The organism is Rhodococcus sp. MEB064 (genome assembly GCF_000834565.1).
In the GTDB taxonomy this organism is placed as follows: Bacteria; Actinomycetota; Actinomycetes; order Mycobacteriales; family Mycobacteriaceae; genus Rhodococcoides.
Genome location: NZ_JXQS01000027.1, coordinates 1 through 17,343, shown reverse-complemented (window position 1 = coordinate 17,343; position 17,343 = coordinate 1). Strand labels below are relative to the sequence as shown.

At 64.5% G+C, this 17,343-nt stretch carries 23 protein-coding genes and 1 tRNA gene; 13 read left to right on the top strand and 11 right to left on the bottom strand.

Annotated elements, in window-relative coordinates; genetic code table 11:
• The first annotated feature begins 25 nt into the window (after positions 1–25).
• Positions 26–1,426 carry a dipeptidase gene (locus RU01_RS13790; RefSeq protein ID WP_042575145.1) on the top strand — a complete coding sequence of 467 codons (1,401 nt, stop codon included), beginning with the start codon at positions 26–28 and terminating at the stop codon, positions 1,424–1,426.
• On the opposite strand, the gene bcp is transcribed toward RU01_RS13790, so the two are convergent.
• Positions 1,404–1,877, bottom strand: coding sequence for a thioredoxin-dependent thiol peroxidase (gene bcp, locus RU01_RS13785; RefSeq protein ID WP_042575144.1), 474 nt, complete (start codon positions 1,875–1,877; stop codon positions 1,404–1,406). The genes RU01_RS13790 and bcp overlap by 23 nt on opposite strands.
• Before the next feature lie 114 nt (positions 1,878–1,991).
• On the opposite strand from bcp, the gene RU01_RS13780 reads away from it, so the two are divergent.
• Both RU01_RS13780 and RU01_RS13775 read left to right on the top strand, forming a co-directional pair.
• A complete protein-coding gene (locus RU01_RS13780) occupies positions 1,992–2,213 on the top strand; it encodes a DUF3618 domain-containing protein (RefSeq protein ID WP_042575143.1) in 222 nt (73 codons plus the stop codon).
• Positions 2,214–2,305: 92 nt separating this feature from the next.
• Positions 2,306–2,378: transfer RNA gene (locus RU01_RS13775), tRNA-Lys, on the top strand.
• 79 nt (positions 2,379–2,457) lie between these two features.
• Here the strand turns inward: RU01_RS13775 and RU01_RS13770 are convergent.
• Complete coding sequence (locus tag RU01_RS13770) at positions 2,458–3,663, bottom strand: tyrosine-type recombinase/integrase (RefSeq protein ID WP_042575142.1); 1,206 nt, start codon at positions 3,661–3,663, stop codon at positions 2,458–2,460.
• Positions 3,656–4,288 (bottom strand): helix-turn-helix domain-containing protein, encoded by a 633-nt coding sequence (locus tag RU01_RS13765; RefSeq protein WP_042575141.1) that lies wholly within the window; start codon positions 4,286–4,288, stop codon positions 3,656–3,658. Before RU01_RS13765 ends, RU01_RS13770 begins: the two co-directional genes overlap by 8 nt.
• A 130-nt stretch (positions 4,289–4,418) precedes the next feature.
• Here RU01_RS13765 and RU01_RS13760 point away from each other — a divergent pair, with 130 nt between their 5' ends.
• From RU01_RS13760 to RU01_RS13750, 3 genes are all read left to right on the top strand, one after another.
• Complete coding sequence (locus tag RU01_RS13760) at positions 4,419–4,616, top strand: excisionase family DNA-binding protein (protein WP_042575140.1); 198 nt, start codon at positions 4,419–4,421, stop codon at positions 4,614–4,616.
• 883 nt (positions 4,617–5,499) lie between these two features.
• Positions 5,500–6,300 (top strand): ParA family protein, encoded by an 801-nt coding sequence (locus tag RU01_RS13755; protein ID WP_042575139.1) that lies wholly within the window; start codon positions 5,500–5,502, stop codon positions 6,298–6,300.
• Positions 6,287–6,628: a hypothetical protein gene (locus tag RU01_RS13750; RefSeq protein ID WP_042575138.1), complete on the top strand. Its 342-nt coding sequence runs from the start codon at positions 6,287–6,289 to the stop codon at positions 6,626–6,628. Before RU01_RS13755 ends, RU01_RS13750 begins: the two co-directional genes overlap by 14 nt.
• A 288-nt stretch (positions 6,629–6,916) precedes the next feature.
• Here the strand turns inward: RU01_RS13750 and RU01_RS13745 are convergent, their stop codons facing one another.
• Positions 6,917–7,336: a hypothetical protein gene (locus RU01_RS13745; RefSeq protein WP_197074777.1), complete on the bottom strand. Its 420-nt coding sequence runs from the start codon at positions 7,334–7,336 to the stop codon at positions 6,917–6,919.
• Positions 7,337–7,961: 625 nt separating this feature from the next.
• Positions 7,962–8,444, bottom strand: coding sequence for a hypothetical protein (locus tag RU01_RS13740; protein WP_197074776.1), 483 nt, complete (start codon positions 8,442–8,444; stop codon positions 7,962–7,964).
• A 437-nt stretch (positions 8,445–8,881) separates the two neighbouring features.
• Here RU01_RS13740 and RU01_RS13735 point away from each other — a divergent pair, with 437 nt between their 5' ends.
• Positions 8,882–9,844, top strand: coding sequence for a hypothetical protein (locus tag RU01_RS13735; protein ID WP_156148920.1), 963 nt, complete (start codon positions 8,882–8,884; stop codon positions 9,842–9,844).
• A 189-nt stretch (positions 9,845–10,033) separates the two neighbouring features.
• Here RU01_RS13735 and RU01_RS13730 read toward each other — a convergent pair whose 3' ends face one another.
• Positions 10,034–10,408, bottom strand: a complete 375-nt coding sequence (locus tag RU01_RS13730; protein WP_042575135.1) for a histone-like nucleoid-structuring protein Lsr2 — start codon at positions 10,406–10,408, stop codon at positions 10,034–10,036.
• A 295-nt stretch (positions 10,409–10,703) separates the two neighbouring features.
• Positions 10,704–11,693, bottom strand: coding sequence for a Swt1 family HEPN domain-containing protein (locus RU01_RS22890; RefSeq protein WP_156148919.1), 990 nt, complete (start codon positions 11,691–11,693; stop codon positions 10,704–10,706).
• A gap of 534 nt (positions 11,694–12,227) precedes the next feature.
• Here RU01_RS22890 and RU01_RS22885 point away from each other — a divergent pair.
• Together RU01_RS22885 and RU01_RS13725 are read left to right on the top strand one after the other, a co-directional pair.
• On the top strand, positions 12,228–12,368 hold the full coding sequence (locus RU01_RS22885) for a hypothetical protein (RefSeq protein ID WP_155957156.1): 141 nt from the start codon (positions 12,228–12,230) through the stop codon (positions 12,366–12,368).
• Between the two features lie 47 nt (positions 12,369–12,415).
• Positions 12,416–13,399: a DUF4192 family protein gene (locus RU01_RS13725; RefSeq protein WP_042575134.1), complete on the top strand. Its 984-nt coding sequence runs from the start codon at positions 12,416–12,418 to the stop codon at positions 13,397–13,399.
• Between the two features lie 284 nt (positions 13,400–13,683).
• On the opposite strand, the gene RU01_RS13720 is transcribed toward RU01_RS13725, so the two are convergent.
• On the bottom strand, positions 13,684–13,866 hold the full coding sequence (locus tag RU01_RS13720; RefSeq protein WP_042575133.1) for a hypothetical protein: 183 nt from the start codon (positions 13,864–13,866) through the stop codon (positions 13,684–13,686).
• Positions 13,867–14,098: 232 nt separating this feature from the next.
• Here RU01_RS13720 and RU01_RS13715 point away from each other — a divergent pair, with 232 nt between their 5' ends.
• Genes RU01_RS13715 through RU01_RS13705 form a run of 4 tightly spaced genes read left to right on the top strand, consistent with a single transcriptional unit; the run spans position 14,099 to position 15,365 of the window.
• Positions 14,099–14,335, top strand: a complete 237-nt coding sequence (locus RU01_RS13715; protein WP_042575132.1) for a glutaredoxin domain-containing protein — start codon at positions 14,099–14,101, stop codon at positions 14,333–14,335.
• Between the two features lie 41 nt (positions 14,336–14,376).
• A complete protein-coding gene (locus RU01_RS22880) occupies positions 14,377–14,526 on the top strand; it encodes a hypothetical protein (RefSeq protein WP_156148918.1) in 150 nt (49 codons plus the stop codon).
• 15 nt (positions 14,527–14,541) lie between these two features.
• Entirely contained in the window at positions 14,542–15,129 is a 588-nt protein-coding gene (locus tag RU01_RS13710; protein ID WP_042575131.1) for a DnaB-like helicase N-terminal domain-containing protein, read from the top strand.
• Positions 15,126–15,365 carry a hypothetical protein gene (locus RU01_RS13705; protein WP_042575130.1) on the top strand — a complete coding sequence of 80 codons (240 nt, stop codon included), beginning with the start codon at positions 15,126–15,128 and terminating at the stop codon, positions 15,363–15,365. The genes RU01_RS13710 and RU01_RS13705 overlap by 4 nt, the downstream gene beginning before the upstream one ends.
• A 24-nt stretch (positions 15,366–15,389) precedes the next feature.
• Here RU01_RS13705 and RU01_RS22170 read toward each other — a convergent pair whose 3' ends face one another.
• From RU01_RS22170 to RU01_RS13690, 3 genes are all read right to left on the bottom strand, one after another.
• On the bottom strand, positions 15,390–16,214 hold the full coding sequence (locus RU01_RS22170; protein WP_156148917.1) for a DUF6924 domain-containing protein: 825 nt from the start codon (positions 16,212–16,214) through the stop codon (positions 15,390–15,392).
• 40 nt (positions 16,215–16,254) lie between these two features.
• On the bottom strand, positions 16,255–16,572 hold the full coding sequence (locus RU01_RS13695; RefSeq protein ID WP_156148916.1) for a hypothetical protein: 318 nt from the start codon (positions 16,570–16,572) through the stop codon (positions 16,255–16,257).
• A gap of 226 nt (positions 16,573–16,798) precedes the next feature.
• The coding region (locus RU01_RS13690; protein WP_052493281.1) for a thermonuclease family protein at positions 16,799–17,343 on the bottom strand (545 nt) is incomplete at its 5' end.

Here is a 17,343-nt window from a genome sequence, read left to right as displayed (position 1 = left end):
GCAGGCACAGTGCCAGACTGGGTAGATGACGTCAGGCACCGAAGCTTCTGTCCCGTCCCTCGAGCAGCTGCGCGAGCGTGTGCGCGGCGGCATGCCCCGAGTCCGTGACGAGTTGGCCACGCTGGTGGCCTTCCGCTCCATCGCGGACCCGGAACAAGCGCCCCCGTCCGAGTGCCGGGCTGCCGCGGATTGGGTGCGCGATGCCCTCCGCGATGTCGGCATTGCCGACTCCGAGTTGTACGACACGTCGGACGGCTCTGCCGCGGTCATCGGCCGTCGGCCCGCTGCACCCGGGGCACCGACAGTGTTGCTGTACTCGCACTACGACGTTCAGCCTGTCGGCGACGAATCGCTTTGGAACACGCCACCTTTCGAGCTGACCGAACGTGGCGGCCGGTGGTACGGGCGGGGATCCGCGGACTGCAAGGGCAATGTGCTCATGCACCTGTCAGCGCTCCGCGCGCTGGCGGACGACGCCGAGGTGGGCGTGGTCGTCGTGTGTGAAGGGTCGGAGGAAACCGGTACCGGTGGTCTCGAAGACCTGGTGAACGAGCGCCCCGAACTGTTCGCGTCGGACATCGTCGTGATCGGTGACACGGGCAACATCGCCGTCGGCACCCCGACGTTGACGACGTCCCTTCGCGGAATGGCGATCATTCGCGTCGACATCGAAACATTGAACGGTGCAGTCCATTCCGGAATGTACGGCGGCCCGGCGCCCGATGCCTTGGTGGCGCTGATCGCCGTTCTCGCGTCCCTGCACGACGAGCACGGGAACACGACTATCGACGGTGTCGACGGCACCGGGGCGTGGCAGGGCGCCGACTACCCGATCGACCGCTTCCGGGACGACGCGGGAGTGCTCGACGGGGTCGACCTCACCGGCAGCGGCAGTATCGCCGACCATCTGTGGGCGCGGCCGTCGGTCACCGTCATGGGTATCGACTGCCCACCCGTGGTCGGGAGCGCCGCCGCTGTCGTTCCGCGAGCGTCCGCCCGCATCGGCCTACGCATCCCGCCGGGCATGGACGCCGAGCGGACACGAGACCTTCTGATCGCCCATATCGAGAATGCCGCACCGTGGTCCGTACGCGTGAGCGTCACGCCCGACGCGGTGGGTGCCCCGTTCTCCGCGCGGACGGACGGCCCCGCGTACAGCGCGCTGCTCGGCGCACTCGGCGACGCCTACGGTCAGCCCGTGCAGTTCGCGGGGCAGGGAGGCTCGATCCCGCTGTGCACTGCGCTGCAGCGGGCCGTGCCCGACGCGGAGATGGTCCTGATGGGCGTCGAGGAGCCTCTCTGCACCATCCACGCGCCGAACGAGAGCGTCGACCCGACCGAGATCGAGAACATCGCCGTGGCCGAGGCCGCCTTCCTCAGCAGAGTGCCGGGGGAGTGGCGGCTCAGAGCTTCAGATCGCGGATGAGCTTGGCGACGTGGCCGGTGGCCTTCACGTTGTACTGAGCCACCTCGACTTTGCCGTCGGCGTCGATGACGAACGTCGACCGGATCACCCCGGTGACGGTCTTGCCGTACATCGACTTCTCACCGAATGCGCCCCACGCCTGCAGAGTCGACTTCTCCGGGTCCGACAACAACGGGAAGGTCAGGCCCTCCGCGTCACGGAACTTCGCCAGCTTCGCGGGCTTGTCGGGCGAGACACCCAGCACGTCCAGGCCGGCGTCGTTCAGCTGAGCGAGGCTGTCGCGGAAGTCGCAGGCCTGCTTCGTGCAGCCCGGTGTCCCGGCAGCGGGGTAGAAGTACACCACCACGCGCTTACCGGCGTAGTCCGCCAGCGAGACGGTGTTGCCGTCGGCGTCGGACAGGGTCAGATCGGGAGCGGCATCGCCGGCGGAGAGTCTCGAGTTCGCGGTCACGCCACCAAACCTATCCCGACACCTCACAGTCGGAGGAGCGAGCCGGACGGCGTGCTCTAGGCTCGTGAGTCAACCGCACCAGTTCTGCACAGACGCTCACCCGGGAGGGCTTTCGTGGCACGCAACACCGACAACATCGAGCGCGACATCGAGGCCGCACGCGACCAGCTGGCGTCGACGCTGGACGAGCTCAGCGTGCGCGCCAACCCCAAGCGCCTGGTGGAGAACACCAAGCGCAGTGTCGTCAGCACCCTCAACGAGCCGGCAGTGAAGTTCTCGCTCATCGGCGTCGGCGCTGTCGTCGCACTCCTGGTGATCCGCAAGATCGTCAGCTGAGCATCCGCGCAGGTCAGTGACTCGATTTCACTCCCTGCGCGCCAGGTGTTAATGTCTTTCACGCACCGAGGAGCGCACGTTGCTCCGACCATGCGCCTATAGCTCAGTTGGTAGAGCAAGTGACTCTTAATCACTGGGTCCGGGGTTCGAGTCCCTGTGGGCGCACAGCAAAAGGGCCCCCGATCAGCGGATACGCTGGCCGGGGGCTCTTTCTGTACCTGACACTCCGTCGCTCACTCACTACTTATTCATGACTTTCGGCCCAAACGGGGCTGAAAGTCATGAGTGCCGAGGTCATGTCGGGTGCCACGTTGGTGCGCTGGATGTAGTGCGCCTCCGTGACACGCGAGTTCGAGTGACCCAGCTGCACTTGCGCTCCCTCGACTCCGTATTCGGCCCGAATAGCAGTGGCCACCGTCTTCCTCATCGTGTGTGGCGTGACCCATGCCAAGTCCTCGCCCAGCGCGGTGCGCCACGCTCGACGGACGTTCGAGGGGGAGACCCAGTTCCCGGTGGAGGTGACGAAAACCGGATCCGTTGCGCGCGGGGGGAGGTCGAAGGATGCCCAGCGTCGCGCGAAACTGACCACAGCGAAAGCAGGAAGCGTCACAGTCAGGGCCGGCGCATTGCCCTTCCGGAAGTTCTGACGCCGGAAGGTATCGCCCTTGAAGCGAGGCACGACGAGGGTGGAGTCGATGACGAGTGTCGGCGGATCGGTCTCGAGATGCAGATCCTCCCACCGGAGGGCCAGTACCTCACCGATGCGTGCGCCTGTGGCGATGAGGATCGTGAAGATGTCTTCGAGCACCTTCGCGGGCTGAGGGCCCATCGTGTGCCCGGAACCATCCCTGGAAGCACCTCGGCAGTACCGAGCGATCGCGTCGCGCGCCTCCGCGAACTCGCCCGGCGTCAGCGCCCGAATCGGTGCTCGAGTCTTTCGACCGACCACCCGCGCGTCCGTGACCGGGTTCGTTGTTCTCAGATCGAGGCGCACCGCGAGCGAGAACATGCCTGAACACACCACCCGAGCAGCGCGCGCTCGGCTGACGGCAGTTCGCGACGTGCGTTTGAAAAAGGCGTCGAGCGTGCCGGTGGTCACCTCGCGAATGAGCAACTCGCCCAGTGCGGGTGCGCAGATGCGACTCCAGATGTCGCGGTACCCGTTGAAAGTCTGCTCGGAGACGCTCGCCTGCTTGTCCTCCAGCCAGTAGGCAGCAAGATCACTCACCTTCGATGCGCTGGTCAGCGATCGACCTGAAGTCGGCGCGATACGTTCGCGAAGCTTCCGCAGGAGCTTTCTTCGCGCATCCTCCGGTGACGTGCCCCGCGATTCGACCGGGCGCCGCCGACCGTCGTCGTCCCGGATGTACGAACGTGCGTAGAACGCATCGCCGCGCTTGAAGTTGGTGATCGCGCCCCACTCACCGGGTTCCATGCGAGGTCTAGGCACGGGGATGTTCCTCACCGGGGTCGAGTCCGAGATCGGACATCTGCTGACCCAAACGTTGTGCGCGCTCCCGCGCTTCCTCGTAGATCACTTCGAGGGCTTCAAGCTGATCGGGTGTCTCGCGCGCCGAGATCGCGCTGCGCATGTGGATCCTGGCGCTGCGCATGGAGTGAATGGCTTTCAGCCACTGGCGGGTGAGTGTGACCCTGTCGAGCTCTGGTGCGAAGTCCTGGCGTGTCCATACAGGAACCGCTTCGCCCTCACCTGTTTGCCATCCTGGCGACGAGGCGAAGAGGCCGGACTCGCCGGCGAACCATCGCACTGCGTCGTGTGACTCGTGCGGTCGCTCGGGCAGGACGTCCACTGGGCCGCGAGGCAGATCGGGGAACAGTAACTGCACCGGTGCGATCTGCAACGCCGCTGCCAACACGATGAGATCCGCGACGTCCAGACCGCGGCGCCGACCTGTCTCCAGGTCGGAGATGACGGCGCGTGAGATCGGGTGGCCCAGCTCGGCCGTGCGGTCGGAGAGTGCTTGCCCTGACAGGGGCGGCGAGGCGGCCGTTCGCGCGCGCCGCACCTCTTTCCCCACCCTGTCGACGATCTGCTGGCTCCACTCCTGCGTCATGTGCACGCATGTTACGGCATTTTATTGCGACTCTTGCGGTGAATCGACGACAGCGGTACCTTGTGGTGGAACCACTCAGACTCAACCGCAAAAGCGGAAAGCTGGTGGTGATTCACGACAGGGGGATGCAATGAGCAGGCAGCTCTTCTCAGTACAGGAAGGCATGGCCCGGACTGGGCTCGGTCGTTCCAACTTCTTCAACAAGATTGCGTCCGGCGAGATCCGAAGCGTCAAGGTCGGCAAGCGCCGCCTGATACCTGACACCGCCATCGACGAGTACATCGAACGCCTGGAGTCTCAGAGCACCGGCGACGCGGACGTCGCCTGAGTGACACTGACACCAGACCCCTACGAAACGGAAGTGCCCTCGGCTGAACCCGGTGTGTCGAGCACCGGAGCCGAGGGCACCAGGCCTACCACCCGCGAGGACGGAGGCTTCGACGACTGACCTTAGATCACTGATCGATTCCCATCAAGGGCCTTCTGCCATTCCTGGGATCGACTCCTGACGCGGTGACTCATCCCGCGAGCACAATATTCACTGCCGATCGTCTAGCTCGCTTCATCACATGACCTGATGCGAGCGATGTCGGCATGTGCGTCGTTTTCAGGCAGAGCCCGACGATAACCAGCCTGCCGCCGTTGCCTGTGCACCCTTAGCGATCTCCGGAGACCGGCCCCGGGGCACCATGCCATCGACTGATCATTGATGACGTGGCGATACCGAAAGCCGCGCGCCCACCCGGGCGCGGGGCCAGAGGGCGTGGAGCGGACAACGTGGGTGCGGACAATGGGGGTCACCCCTGGGGGGTCCGGGTGAAGCAGAACGTAGTCCGATGCAGTAGACGGGACCATCCTCCATGCCAACAAGATGCGGGTTCGATGCCCGGAAACCGAGTCTGTGGGTCCGGCCCGTTGCAGGTTCATCGATAACGCTGACAGTTACCAGTGATCGCAGTATCGGCGGGGTTGTCAGCATCAACCGCTACCCCAGTGATGGTGGCATTGCTGGTATTGCGTCCCGTGCGGGTGTCACGTCCCAGTCGGTCATTACCGGTATCGGACTCTTCACCGGGGCGGCATGTATGGAGGTATATGCCGCCACTCGTCCCACACAGCCATCACTTACTTTTCTTCCTTCACCCGTATTGCAGGTATTGCGGGTACGGGAAGTCTCTTTCTTCGAACTTCCGACACATGAGAGGACACACATGTCACACAACGTGATCGCCTTCTGCAACCAAAAGGGTGGCGTAGGTAAGACGACGACCACCTTTCACATCGTTGATGCCGCCCGTCGCGCCGGCCACCGAGTTCTGGCACTCGATATGGACCCCCAGGGAAACCTGAGTACCGTCCTCAGTGCCGGTGAGCCGGCACCCGGCGACGCGGGGATGGCGGACGCGTTATCGGACCGGTCGGACGCCACCCTCGCCGACGTCATGGCGCCGTCCATCTGGGACGGTGTGGACCTGGTCGCCACCGACCCGAACTCGGAATCCCTCGCCTTCGTGCGGGATGAGTTGATTCTCGGCGGCGCAGGACGCGAGCGGCGACTCCGCGATGCGCTGGAGTCACTCGCTCCGAAGTATGGACTTGTGGTGATCGACTGCCCGCCGAGTCTGGACCTGTTGACGATCAACGCTCTGGTGGCAGCCCGGCGAGCGCTCGTGGTCAGTCAGTCCGCGCTCTTCTCCGCGAACGGTCTCGCACGGCTACGACGCACCATCGACGTGGTGCGCCGCAGCTACAACCCGACGCTGGAGCTGGTGGGCGCGATCATCAACCTTCACGAACGCAACACCATCGCCGGTCGCGAGCAGCTGGCGGAGATCGCCGAGTGCATCACGATCATCGGCGACCCCATACCCAAGCGAGTCGTGCTGAAGGATTCCTCCGAGGCGCAGACCAGTCTCCTCGAGTGGGGGACGACGGACGCCCGCAATCTGGCCAGCATCTACCGGCGTACATCGGGGCTGCTCATGGAGGGAGTCGGCCATGGCGCGTCCTGAACGTCTGAAGAGCAGCTTGGGCAACTCGAGCCCCCTCGATCCGATGACCGTGGCGGCATCGAGTGCGTCCGTCTCCGAACCTCGGCCGCCGGCGGGGGACAAGCCTGCCAAGACCAAGCGCACCTTCTACTTCTATGTAGAGACCAGTGAGCGGCTCCTGAATGCGGCCGAGGCCCTGATGGCTACACCGGGAGCACCGCGCGGCCCGTCCGACCTCGCTGCAGAGGCTGTGGAGCGTTACGTCGACTACCTGGAGGCCACCCACAACGAAGGCCAGCCGTTCGCACAGCGAAGTGGGCCGCTTCAGCGGGGGCCGCGCGTTTGGTAGCTCGCTATAGCAACGACAGTTGTCCGGCCCGTTGATTTCACATTGCGCACTATCCGACCCCGAAATACATTTCAGCACACTTTTTGTGGAAATGCGTCGGTGACCTGCGCTACGCCGCCCGAATGGACTACCGGCCAGGCCGAACGCCCTTTGATGAGTGCTACTTACGGCTTCGTTGATCGCGTCAGGTCGGTAGCTGTCGAGCCGGTAATCGCGGTGGAGGTCAGTCGTTCGATTGCTGAGTGAGCGAGGAGGGGGTCGGCAGTCATGGTCACCCACGCCTCGAGGTCAGGTGGTGTATCGACCGGTTGTCAGCCAGTGATCGAGTTTCGCCTTCATGGCTTTCGCGCTGCGTAGCGGTCTGATGACGTCTCGCATCCAACCTCCTTGGGGTTGGTTGGCTCCTGCGATATTTGTTTCCTGGCCGCCGAACTGCACAGCAACGATGCGCGGAGCAGAATCGTGGTGCTCAACGATGCGGAATGTCGACACCGATCCGCGTGGAAGCGTTGCGTACTGACCTTGACGGTTGTGGAGGACGAGCTCCGATGGATACACCAGGGTGTATTCGGCAGAGCGAGAGGCCAGCAACCAATGTATGCCGGCCCCACCTACTGCGACGGCCGCCATGGGGAGTGCAGTCGTCGAACGCGTGACAGCGGCACTGATGAGGAGACCGAGTGCGAGTACAAGCAGCACTGCGGTCATGACCTTGAATCCGGCGAGACGCCACGAGTCGCTGCCCAGCCGCCCGATTGGTGCAACGCCCGCGTAGCGATCCTCCATACTCTGCTTCCTACGCGATCACGCAAATTTGGCTAGGGATCAGCCGTGGTGCAAGCGCAAAGCGGTTCCAGGCGGAGTAATCGCACCGCGGTCCAGAGCCGCCCACACCGGGCCGTTCGCAGGCAACGGTGATGATGCCGAAGGAGGAAAGTCGCTGGTCTGCGCCCGATCGGCGACCATCGCGGCCAGTAGAAGGAAGCGCAGCGCGGTGAATTCGGCGGCGATCAACCACCGCCCGAAGAAGACGATGTCTATACGGAATGCCTCCTGTGTCAGTATCAGAAGTGGCCGTCATGACTTCCCTGGGGAATTATCTCCGATTGCAGTCGCCTTCTGACATTTTGACTGCAGAAGTGAATTTTACAATCGATCACCAGAATTGAATTTTCAGAGACTGCGATAGAGGCACACAAGTTCAACTTCGTTCAGGGGGTGTCTGGACCGCGCCGACCGAGTGTTGGGAGTGGGCACGGTCGCGGTTCGCGACGTCAAGCGCGGGCTGGTGGCTCGATTCTCGGCGCAGGTAGCGGGCACCTCCGTGGTCGACTCAGGCGCCAATTCGGTTGATGCCGTCGTCCTGTTCGAGCATGATTTTGCCGCCCAAGAAAACCACTCCCGCAGCAATCGCACCACCGCCGAAGACCGCGACCTTTCCGAGGACGGTGTTGAGGAACTCCTTATTCTCACTGTCCTTCTGGGATACTTGCTTCCCGTTTTCCTGGATCAGTTCGATGATGAACTTTCGTTGGTCCCAGGTGAGGTCATCCTTGTCGAGCTCACCCTTGAGGATCTCGCGGATATCTTCAAAAGCCTTGTATGCCTGTTTCTGGCTCTTATCATTCGACTTGAGCGTGGACTTGTGAGCCTTTTCTATCTCTTTCACCGTGTCCAGAGCGAATTCCTTGAAAGCTGGGAACTGTTCGATGATCTTGAGGGCCACCTCGGTGTCCATGTCGGGCATGAGAGCGGCAAACCGCAGCATCTTGTCCTTGGAGAGGTTTCTCCAGGACTCGATGTCGAGTTGCTTCATGACTTCGACTTCGCTGAGTCCCATGCCTTGCCCTATCTGTAGTACTGTCCGGTATCTCCTCAGAGCCTAGCGAGCTGCGCCGACAGCTCAGTCGTACACAGACGAGTTCACCGAGCGACCACCGGGCAGTCTTCGCCTGAGTCGCCTCCTGCGGGTTCGGGTGTGCGTTTTGACCATCGTCATACCGGACGCCCGTGAACGGCACTCTCAGTGCGATTGCCGGCGTCGTCTTGCCTGCTCATCCGTCCGCTGGAAGTGTCCACCGAACTTGTCCAGCTTCCCGTAGTCCCCAGTGGACGAAACTGGTCGACGGGTCGGAGAACCATGAAAATCGGGTACGCACGGTGCAGCACCACCCGCCAGGACACCGCCTGGGTGCGGATGGTCAGCACCGCCGCCCCTACTGCGCCGCGGGTCGCGGTCTGAAAATCGGTGGTTTGTTCGGAAGCGATCTGATCCGCGCCGAGGACCTGGTGACCGTCGGCGGCGGCGACGAGATCACCGTCGAGCACATCGACACCGCGCCGCAGCACTGGTCGGTGTGGCTGACCGCCGCCGAGCAGTTCACTCTCTCCGAGACCGGTGAGGTGATCGACGCGGAGCGGATCGACTGGGCCACCGAGGGCGACCCCGACGCCGTCCCCGCCGACGGATTCGTGCACCACGGAACGCTCACCGAAGGCACGGTGTGGGTGCCGGAGTACTTCACCGCCGACCCCACCGCCGCAGGGGTACAGCCGAACGCGGTGCTCGCCGCCGCGCTGTCCGCACCCGCCGAGGCCGGTGACCCCGAAGCGCAGGCACAGGCCAGGGCGCAGGCGGCAGCGACGGCTGAACTCGCCGTGAAGGAGCAGGCGCGGGCGGAGCGTCGACGGACCGTCGACTTGAACAAGGCGTCCGCCGCCGCCACGAGCGCCCGGGTGGAGTGGCTGGTCAAGTTCCTCGCACGCAAGACCCTGCCGAAGGGTGCCGGGAAGTGGATCGCCGAGACGCTGGTCGACGAGCCGACACTGTTGACGGAGAACAAGGCCCCGCAGTACCTCGCGCAGGTGCTCGGCATCGCCGTACCGAAGGCGACCGGCCCCGAGGCCGGATACCCCGGCTCCGACGACAAGGCAGCACGGGCCGCGATCGCCCCGGTGGTCGACAAGGCCAGTGACGCCCGCGCTCAGGTGCTCACCCTCGCCCAGGTGCTCGCCGCCTACGAGGCCCGAATGAGCGGCAAGGGCCACGACTCCTGGCGACGCACCCACTACGGGAACCTCGACAACTACCTCGGATTCCTGAGCGCCCACGGTCACGACCTGACCCCCGTCGAGCAGGCCGCAGCGGCGACCATCACCGCCGAACAGGCCCACCAGGCGCTCACCGACGACACCGCAGACGCCGCCGCCGAGTGACGAGACGGTGCGGGTGACCCCACAATCGGGCACCCGCACTGCCCGCGGCCCGTCCCGACTGTCCCCGACCCGGGCGAGGGGGAACACCCCCTCGCGCTCCCCCCCAGGAACGCCGGACCAGCGCCGGTGGCATCGGTCGGCCGCGCGGCCACACCCGGTACGGTTGCGCGTCAGGTCAGGGCGGACCGGTTAGTGAGCGGCGCCAAACGCCTCGACGACCGCAGTGGGGATTCGACCCCGACTGCTCACTTCGTATCCATTGCTGTTGGCCCACTCCCGGATCGCCCGCGTCTGCTCCGGATCACGCTTCGACGACTTCTTGGACGCTGTCTCGGCCGCGGCGCGGACAGCAGAGGTGTGCCCACCCCGCTTACGGCCACCGACCTTCGCCGCGTGCCCGATGTAGTAATCGATCGCCTTCCGAAACTCCTTTACGTTCTTGTCCTTCAGGTCAATCGCGTAGTCGACGCCGTCGACGGAGAACTCGATCGATTCCCCGGCGCCGTCAGCGATGACGGACCCGTCGATGTCATCGGTCAGCTCGACGATCAGATTCTTGGCCACGGTGCGGTGTACCCGACTTTCCTCGGTGGAACGGTCGACATATGCCTACTCACCGTCCCACAATTACACCACCGGGCCACGAGACCGCGCCGGTGTGTCGGGTGTCTAGCGGGGAACCGTTCGACGGTCGGCAACGTCCAGGCGGTCTTGGATTGAGACGGCGACCACACAGGCTGTCCCCATCACGGCGGGAACGACCTCAAAGATCCGATTCTGCGTGCCGCGCACGATCATGTCATCGACTTCTTGTGGGTACATCGCCGGACAACCGCTGCCGTGACCGGCAACCGCAGCTTTAAACCACTGGAGGCGTATACGGCTTGCGAATGTTACCGATTATTCCTGTCTCAAGGTCTAAGTGAGAAACATCGACTTCGACCCATTCTCTCAATTTCATTGGACTAGATGCTTCATTCCTTAAAGTGATGATCGCCTTTCGAGATTTTGGTGAACTGATATCAATCTCATACTCCCACACCGGTGCGATGGTGCCATCGAAATCCGAACCTGGGACTTTCTCGACTGAAGATATTTGCCCTAGAACAACAACGGGAAGCATTGTGAGGTAGTTTACGGCGTAACTCACCTCTCCGCGAATTGTTTCGAGTTCCAGATGTAGATCATTGCGCCATATATCGTATCTCTCGATCTCGCCGACCAGCATGTAAGCTGTGTCTATTGCTCGATGTGCGCTGAACAGATCGAATCCGTCCCGGTGTGCCCAGCTGTTGCGCCATTCGATCAGCTCACGTGCGTATGCATTACGAAGTTGATTTCGTTCCATTGTATTGAAATGCCAGTCCGTTAAAGCCCGCAGCGAGCAGCTCGGATCGCTTGGGTTGTATCTAGGTCTAGGGCTCGCTGTTCTTCCCGGTCTCGCAGCATCCCGATCGGCGAGGCGTTCCGCCCAATCTGGACCTACCGCCTCTATCAACCACCTGTTCGCGAGTTCGCTTACAATAGTCCATAGTGTCTCAATGTATGTGGCGGCGAACTTCTCCTGCATCTTCTGTAAATGGGCCAGTCGTGCTCTTGAGAAATCGCGAACTTTTTCATAGTCGTCGTCTTCTTCCAAATCGTATCTAACGGATACGAATACCTCCTCCCTATGTATAGCGGCACTCCCAAAAGCGCTATCGGACCAGTCCCAGTAAAGTCGTCGCGCGTTGGGGAGTTTCTTTGAATTTATCAACGGGGCGGGACGGTGTAATGCGAGATTATGTTTAAGTTTGAAATGAAGCAGCGGTCTTGTCTCTATCAGATTTCGGAGGAGGCCTTCGTCCATCTCAGGAGTATGCCGCTAGATCGTTCTGCTGGTCTAGGTGGAGCCGCCGACGCGGCTCGGCGGAAGCCATCAAACCAAGCTGCCGCGGCCCGCGGTACGTGGCCCGGCCCCGTCGCTCCCGCACAATCACCACCGAGCCGAACAAGTGGTTGGTGGTAACCGAGGGGGAGTGGCCGGGCGGTTCCCGGTCGCAGGCCGGCCGCGCGCGTCCGGGCGTGGGCCACCCTGCGGGCGTCCGCCTAGTGGAGCTCCGCTGCGCTCCGCACCCTGGAAGAGCATTCGTTCTTTCGACACATCTGGCTACTCCGATGCTGCGTCACCCGTGGCCGTCTTACCCACACCAGACCTCCGCTGCGCTCCGGCCCCTGCGGGGTCCGAAAACTTCTCAGAACGCCTCTGGCTGAGAACTTTTCGTATCGGGTGCAGGACGCCGTTCCCGTGCGCCGCCTCCTCTGCGCCACGCCAGATGACGGCGAAAGAACGTGGTGAGGGACAAGGACCGAGCCACATGAGTTCCGGAAGGAAGCACCAGTCATGCGCGCACAGCACCCGTCCACCGCAGACGAGATCGACCACCTGGTCCATCGACGCGGCGCACCGAAGATCCGCCGCACCGTCAAACGAGCCAGCGCCCGCTACGACCGCCGCAGCGCACGCCGCGCACTCCGATCCTGACCGTCCCCCCAGCCGCACCCCACACACCACCCGAAAGGTTCCCCCTCATGACGCAACCCCGCATCACCACCACCGCCCAGCTCCTCGCCGCGATCCCCGCCCTGCTCGGCTACGTCCCCGCCGACAGCGGATCGTTCGTCGTCATCGCCCTCGAGACCGACCCGGCCGGAACAGCGGTGGTCAAACTGGTCACCCGCACCACCAGCGAGGACGCAGCACAGGCGTCGACCACCAGCACCCTGTCCGGGGCACTGGCGAACAACGGCATCACCGCCGTCATCGTCGTCACCATCGCCGCCCCAGGACTACGGTCGCACGCGGTCATCGAGCACATGCTGGCGCTACGCGAACTCAGCCGCACCACCGAGGTCATCGGCAGCTACTACCTCCCCACCCTGGCCGAGGCCACCACCGGGGAGAACCTGGACACCGGAGACCTGGTGCACGTCGACCCCTACGCCTCCGAGGTGGCCGCAGACCACATCGCCGACGGCAAGCCCATCGAACGCCGCCGCGACGCCATCGCCGCCCGCTACCAGCAAGGTGAGCACATCCCCGCCGCCGAGAACGCCGACCCCGCGCAGGTGCTCGAGGAACTGGCCGCCGTCATCTACGCCGACGAACTCCCCGACCGGGACCTCATCGCCCGCACCGCCGCCGTCATCACCACCATTCCCGTGCGGGATGCGATGTTCCGGCTCGCGCTCTACGGCCGCATCTCCGCATGGACCGCCATGGCCACCATCGCCCGCCACAGCCACGGCGACGCCCGCATCCAGGTACTGTGCCTGGCAGGGTGGCTCGCGCACACCATCGGCAACGGCCCCGACGCCGGGAGCGCCTACGAGGCAGCGCACGCCCACGCCGCCGAGACCGGGCACAGCACGCCCCGCCTGCTCGACCTGCTGGACACAGCACTGAACTCCGGACTCGACCCCAAGATCGCCCGAGACCTCACCGCCGGACTGAGCGCCGACGAGGTTCGGGCAAGCACCGGGGCGCACCTCCCCGGGGCACCCGACCGGAACTGACCGGAGCGGCCCACCTGGGCCGGGCGCCTCCCGCAGCCAGCGGGGAACGCCCGGCCACCGTCGGGGGATAGCCGGCGATCGGGCATCGAGCCCTCACACCGACCTGCGACGCACCCACCATTGAAGGTCAGGTGCGGAAACGAGGTGGAGCCGCCAGCCCGATCAGGCCGACGGCTCCCTACGCAAAGCTGCCGTTTTAACTCCACGCCCCTGTACGTCCGGCCACGAACACCGGACACCACGTCACTACCCACCAGGGCGGCCGAGAAACGAACCGCCAGGGTCTACAGAAGGTCGGGAAGGTTCGTCGGCGCGAACGCCACATCCACCGTGCCGGGGGGAGCGGTGCGGGGCAGCGTCTCCTCCACCGGCACCCCCGAGACCATCGCCTCGACCGCGAGACCCGACGGCACACACCGATCCAACTGCATCGACACCAACGCCAACTCCACACGCGAATACGTCATCCGCCGATCCTAGACTCTTGCCGCGAACGAACCCGCAAATGTTGAGAAAAGCGCACCAAACGAACCCGCCGAACCGGGACCGAAGGACATTCCCTACCATCGCCAGATCAGCTGCAGCGCAACAGATAAATCCGCTTCATCGTTATCGAACAAATTCAATCCAGCGGTGGAAATAAACCCGTCCGTGAAATAGAATGGAACCACTCCACCGAATAGTCGAAAGGCGTGAGTCATGTCCGGAATCACCGTCTACACCAAGCCCAACTGCCAGCAGTGCCGGTCGACGTTCCGGGCACTCGACAAGGCCGGCCTCGACTACACCGCCGTCGACATCAGCGCCGACACCGAAGCCCGCGACTACGTCCTCGCCCTCGGCTACCTGTCCGCACCCGTCGTGGTCGCCGGCCCCGACACGCACTGGTCAGGACATCGGGTGACCCGCATCGACGAGCTCGCCGCCGCGGCCTGACTGCACCTCACAGCCCACCACCACCACCGAAGGAGACCCCCATGGCGCACCTCGCGTTCGACTACCAGCCCGACCACGACTTCATCGCCGCTCAGATCGAAGCGGATCTCGCCGCCGACACCGCCAGTGCCGTCGTCATCCCCGGCCCCTGGAGCACCCACCCGACCGCCGACTCCATCGACACCCGGTGAGGCAGGGAACACGTCATGAGCGCACTACGGGCCGTCCCCGAACCCGAGCAGAACCCGACCGACCCGGTCCTCGACCTCGCACCCGACGTCGCAGACCCCGGCACCGACACCGGCGCCGGCCTCGACCCGCGAACCGACCCGGAATCGCTGACCCTCTGCGCGCTCATGTGGTCCACAGACACCGCAGCCGCCGTCCGCGTCACCGACGCCCTCGTGCCGGCCGACTTCGCCGAGCCCGCCTACGCCGAACTGTTCACCGTCATCGCCGACCTCGTCACCACCGGACAGCCGCACGACCCCGCCTCCGTCGCCGCTGTCCTGCACCGAGCCGGGGGAGGGCAGAAGAACGCACCGCTGCGCCGAGCGCTGGCGGACGTCGTCACCGCCGACACCACCGGATCCTCCGCCGCCGTGCACTACGCCGACATCGTGCTCTCCCAGTCCTACCGGCGGTCCTTCCATGTCACCGGGCAGCGGCTCATCCAAGCGGCCGAACAAGGCCCCGAGGAAGAATTGTTCGACTACATGGTGCAGCTCGGCACCGCTCAGCGGGCAGCGTGGAAGCGGCTCAATACCTTCCGAACCGGGGGAGCGCACGTATGACCCTCGACGAGCTCGACGGCGAGGGTCCGGACCGGTACCTCGCCGCCGATGGGACGCTCACCGCGGACGGTGACGACGCCGGCCGGTGGCTCGACACCGAACACGCACGCGGCGCCGACTGGGACACCCTGGCCGACACCCTCGAGGTGCACTCACGCGTCGCCCGTCACCTGCATACCCTCTGGTGCACCGCCCGTGACCGGGCCGCCGACGAGGCGCAACACGCACTGTTCTGATGAGTGAACCGTCGGTGTGTGTTCTCAGTGGGCGCGACGAGGCGCAGGCACGCCGTAAGCCAGAACCGCGATGGGAACGAGGTTCACTGGATCGACCCACACGGTGCACGAACCATGAAGCCGATCTTGCCTGGTGCTGGCTATGAGACGGATAACGAGCGCGGCGCCGCCCGCGCCGAGTGCGTTGATCGACTCGTCGAGCCCCACGATCCACGAGCTGTACTCGTTGTATTCGTGTCGCCTCGTCACGAGGTCGTCGTGAGAACTTCGCATGTCCGGAGTGAAGTTCGCGCTTTCGTCGTCAGTAAGCGAATCCTCCAGCGCAGCCCGGTATTCGATGATTGCTTCTGTCGACAGTGTCGAGCGGTCGATCGCGTCGAGCAGAGCTGCCTTCGATAGGACCCGTTTGGTGGGCGGCGGACCGAACCCGCGGAACACCCCGTCCGCGCCGACCGCCGACGCGAAGTCGTCGAAGTCCATGTTGGCGAGCGAGAGGTTGTTCTCCACCGACGGCATCTGCGACGGGTGTACGCGGAACGTCGGGAAGTTGACCGGGTCACCAGAGGTGTCGACGGCGAGGATCGAGTGTTCCGGGTTGGCAATGGTGTCGGCGTCGGCGAGGAAGACGTAGTACGGCGGCGGTCCGTCGATCACCTCCGCCAGCTCGACCAACGTCAGGCCGTCGAGTGCGGCGTCGTCGACGACCAGGAGGTGGGCGCCAGTGATGACACCGCCGCCCAGGTCCCACGGCTGAGATGCAGCTTCGACGGTGGCACGCCACCCTGCGTCGTCGGAGAAGTCCGTACGGATCAACAGCGACTCGACGGTATCGGGCAGTGCGCGGGTCATGCCTGCACTGTAGAACGGGCGGTCGGTTCCCCGTGCGCCGTCATCGACGCACACGGCTGACACGTACACCGGCCATCGCGAACGGTGCCGACAGCACCGCGGCGGATCCGGCACCGATCAGCGGGTAGCTCCACCACGGGAGCGTCACCAGTTCCCACCAATTCGGGGCCCAGTCAATCTCCAAGCTGGTGTCGAACGCGTACGCGGATTCAGAGTCTGTCAACGGTGCGTACGAACCGTCGTAGAAGACGTTGCTGTCGCTGTTGATATAGGCGCGCGTCGCTACGACCTCGGCGCCCAGAAGCATCAGACCAATCACCGCACCCGCGAACGCAGCCCATGCCATCAACTTCGTCATGCGCGCCACCCAACCACACGCCGTCCGTGCTGCCGCGACACCGGAATACACCCGAGGCCACCGTGGTTGCTCACACAGACGGTGTTCGATCCCAATGCCCCGGGTACCACCCCTTTGCCGCTACGAGCGGCCACCTGCCGAGAGGCGCACTGGCGAACACCGTCTCACTCAGACGACGAGAGCCGCGGACCACTGGTCTGCGGCTCTCGTCGTGTCCTGGGGCATTTTAGACGCCGCCCGAGCACGGCGGACCCCACAGGCCGGCGCCGGCGGTTTGTGCGCGGTCTTCGGCGGCGGCTATGTCCGCAGCGGCGGCCGGCGGGGTGTTCCGGTCATAGACGTACGCGCGCGCCGCGCCCGCCTCTACCGCGGCTACGGAGTAGTCCGTCTCCGTGGGACCGATCCGCAGGTATCGCAACGCTCGCCCGTAGTCGTCGACGTCGTCCTGCCCGGCGTCGGGAACCATCCGGACGCGTTGCCCGTCGAGCATCGCCCGGGCGAAGTCGGTCGCTTCCGGTCCCCAGCACTGCACCGGTGTGTTCGGCCGGTTCGTCTCCGGGGTGTCGATCCCGATGATGCGCACCCGCACCGTGCCCTTGACCGCGGTCTTGATATCGACGGTGTCGCCGTCGACGACGCGGGTCACCGTCCCCACCGTGCTCGGCGGTCCGGCGTCGGCAGTCCCGCCGGGCAGACACCCCGCGGTCGCGGCGACCACCACGACCGCGCCGGCCACTACCCCGCCGACACGGCGACGGCGGGTCACGACGC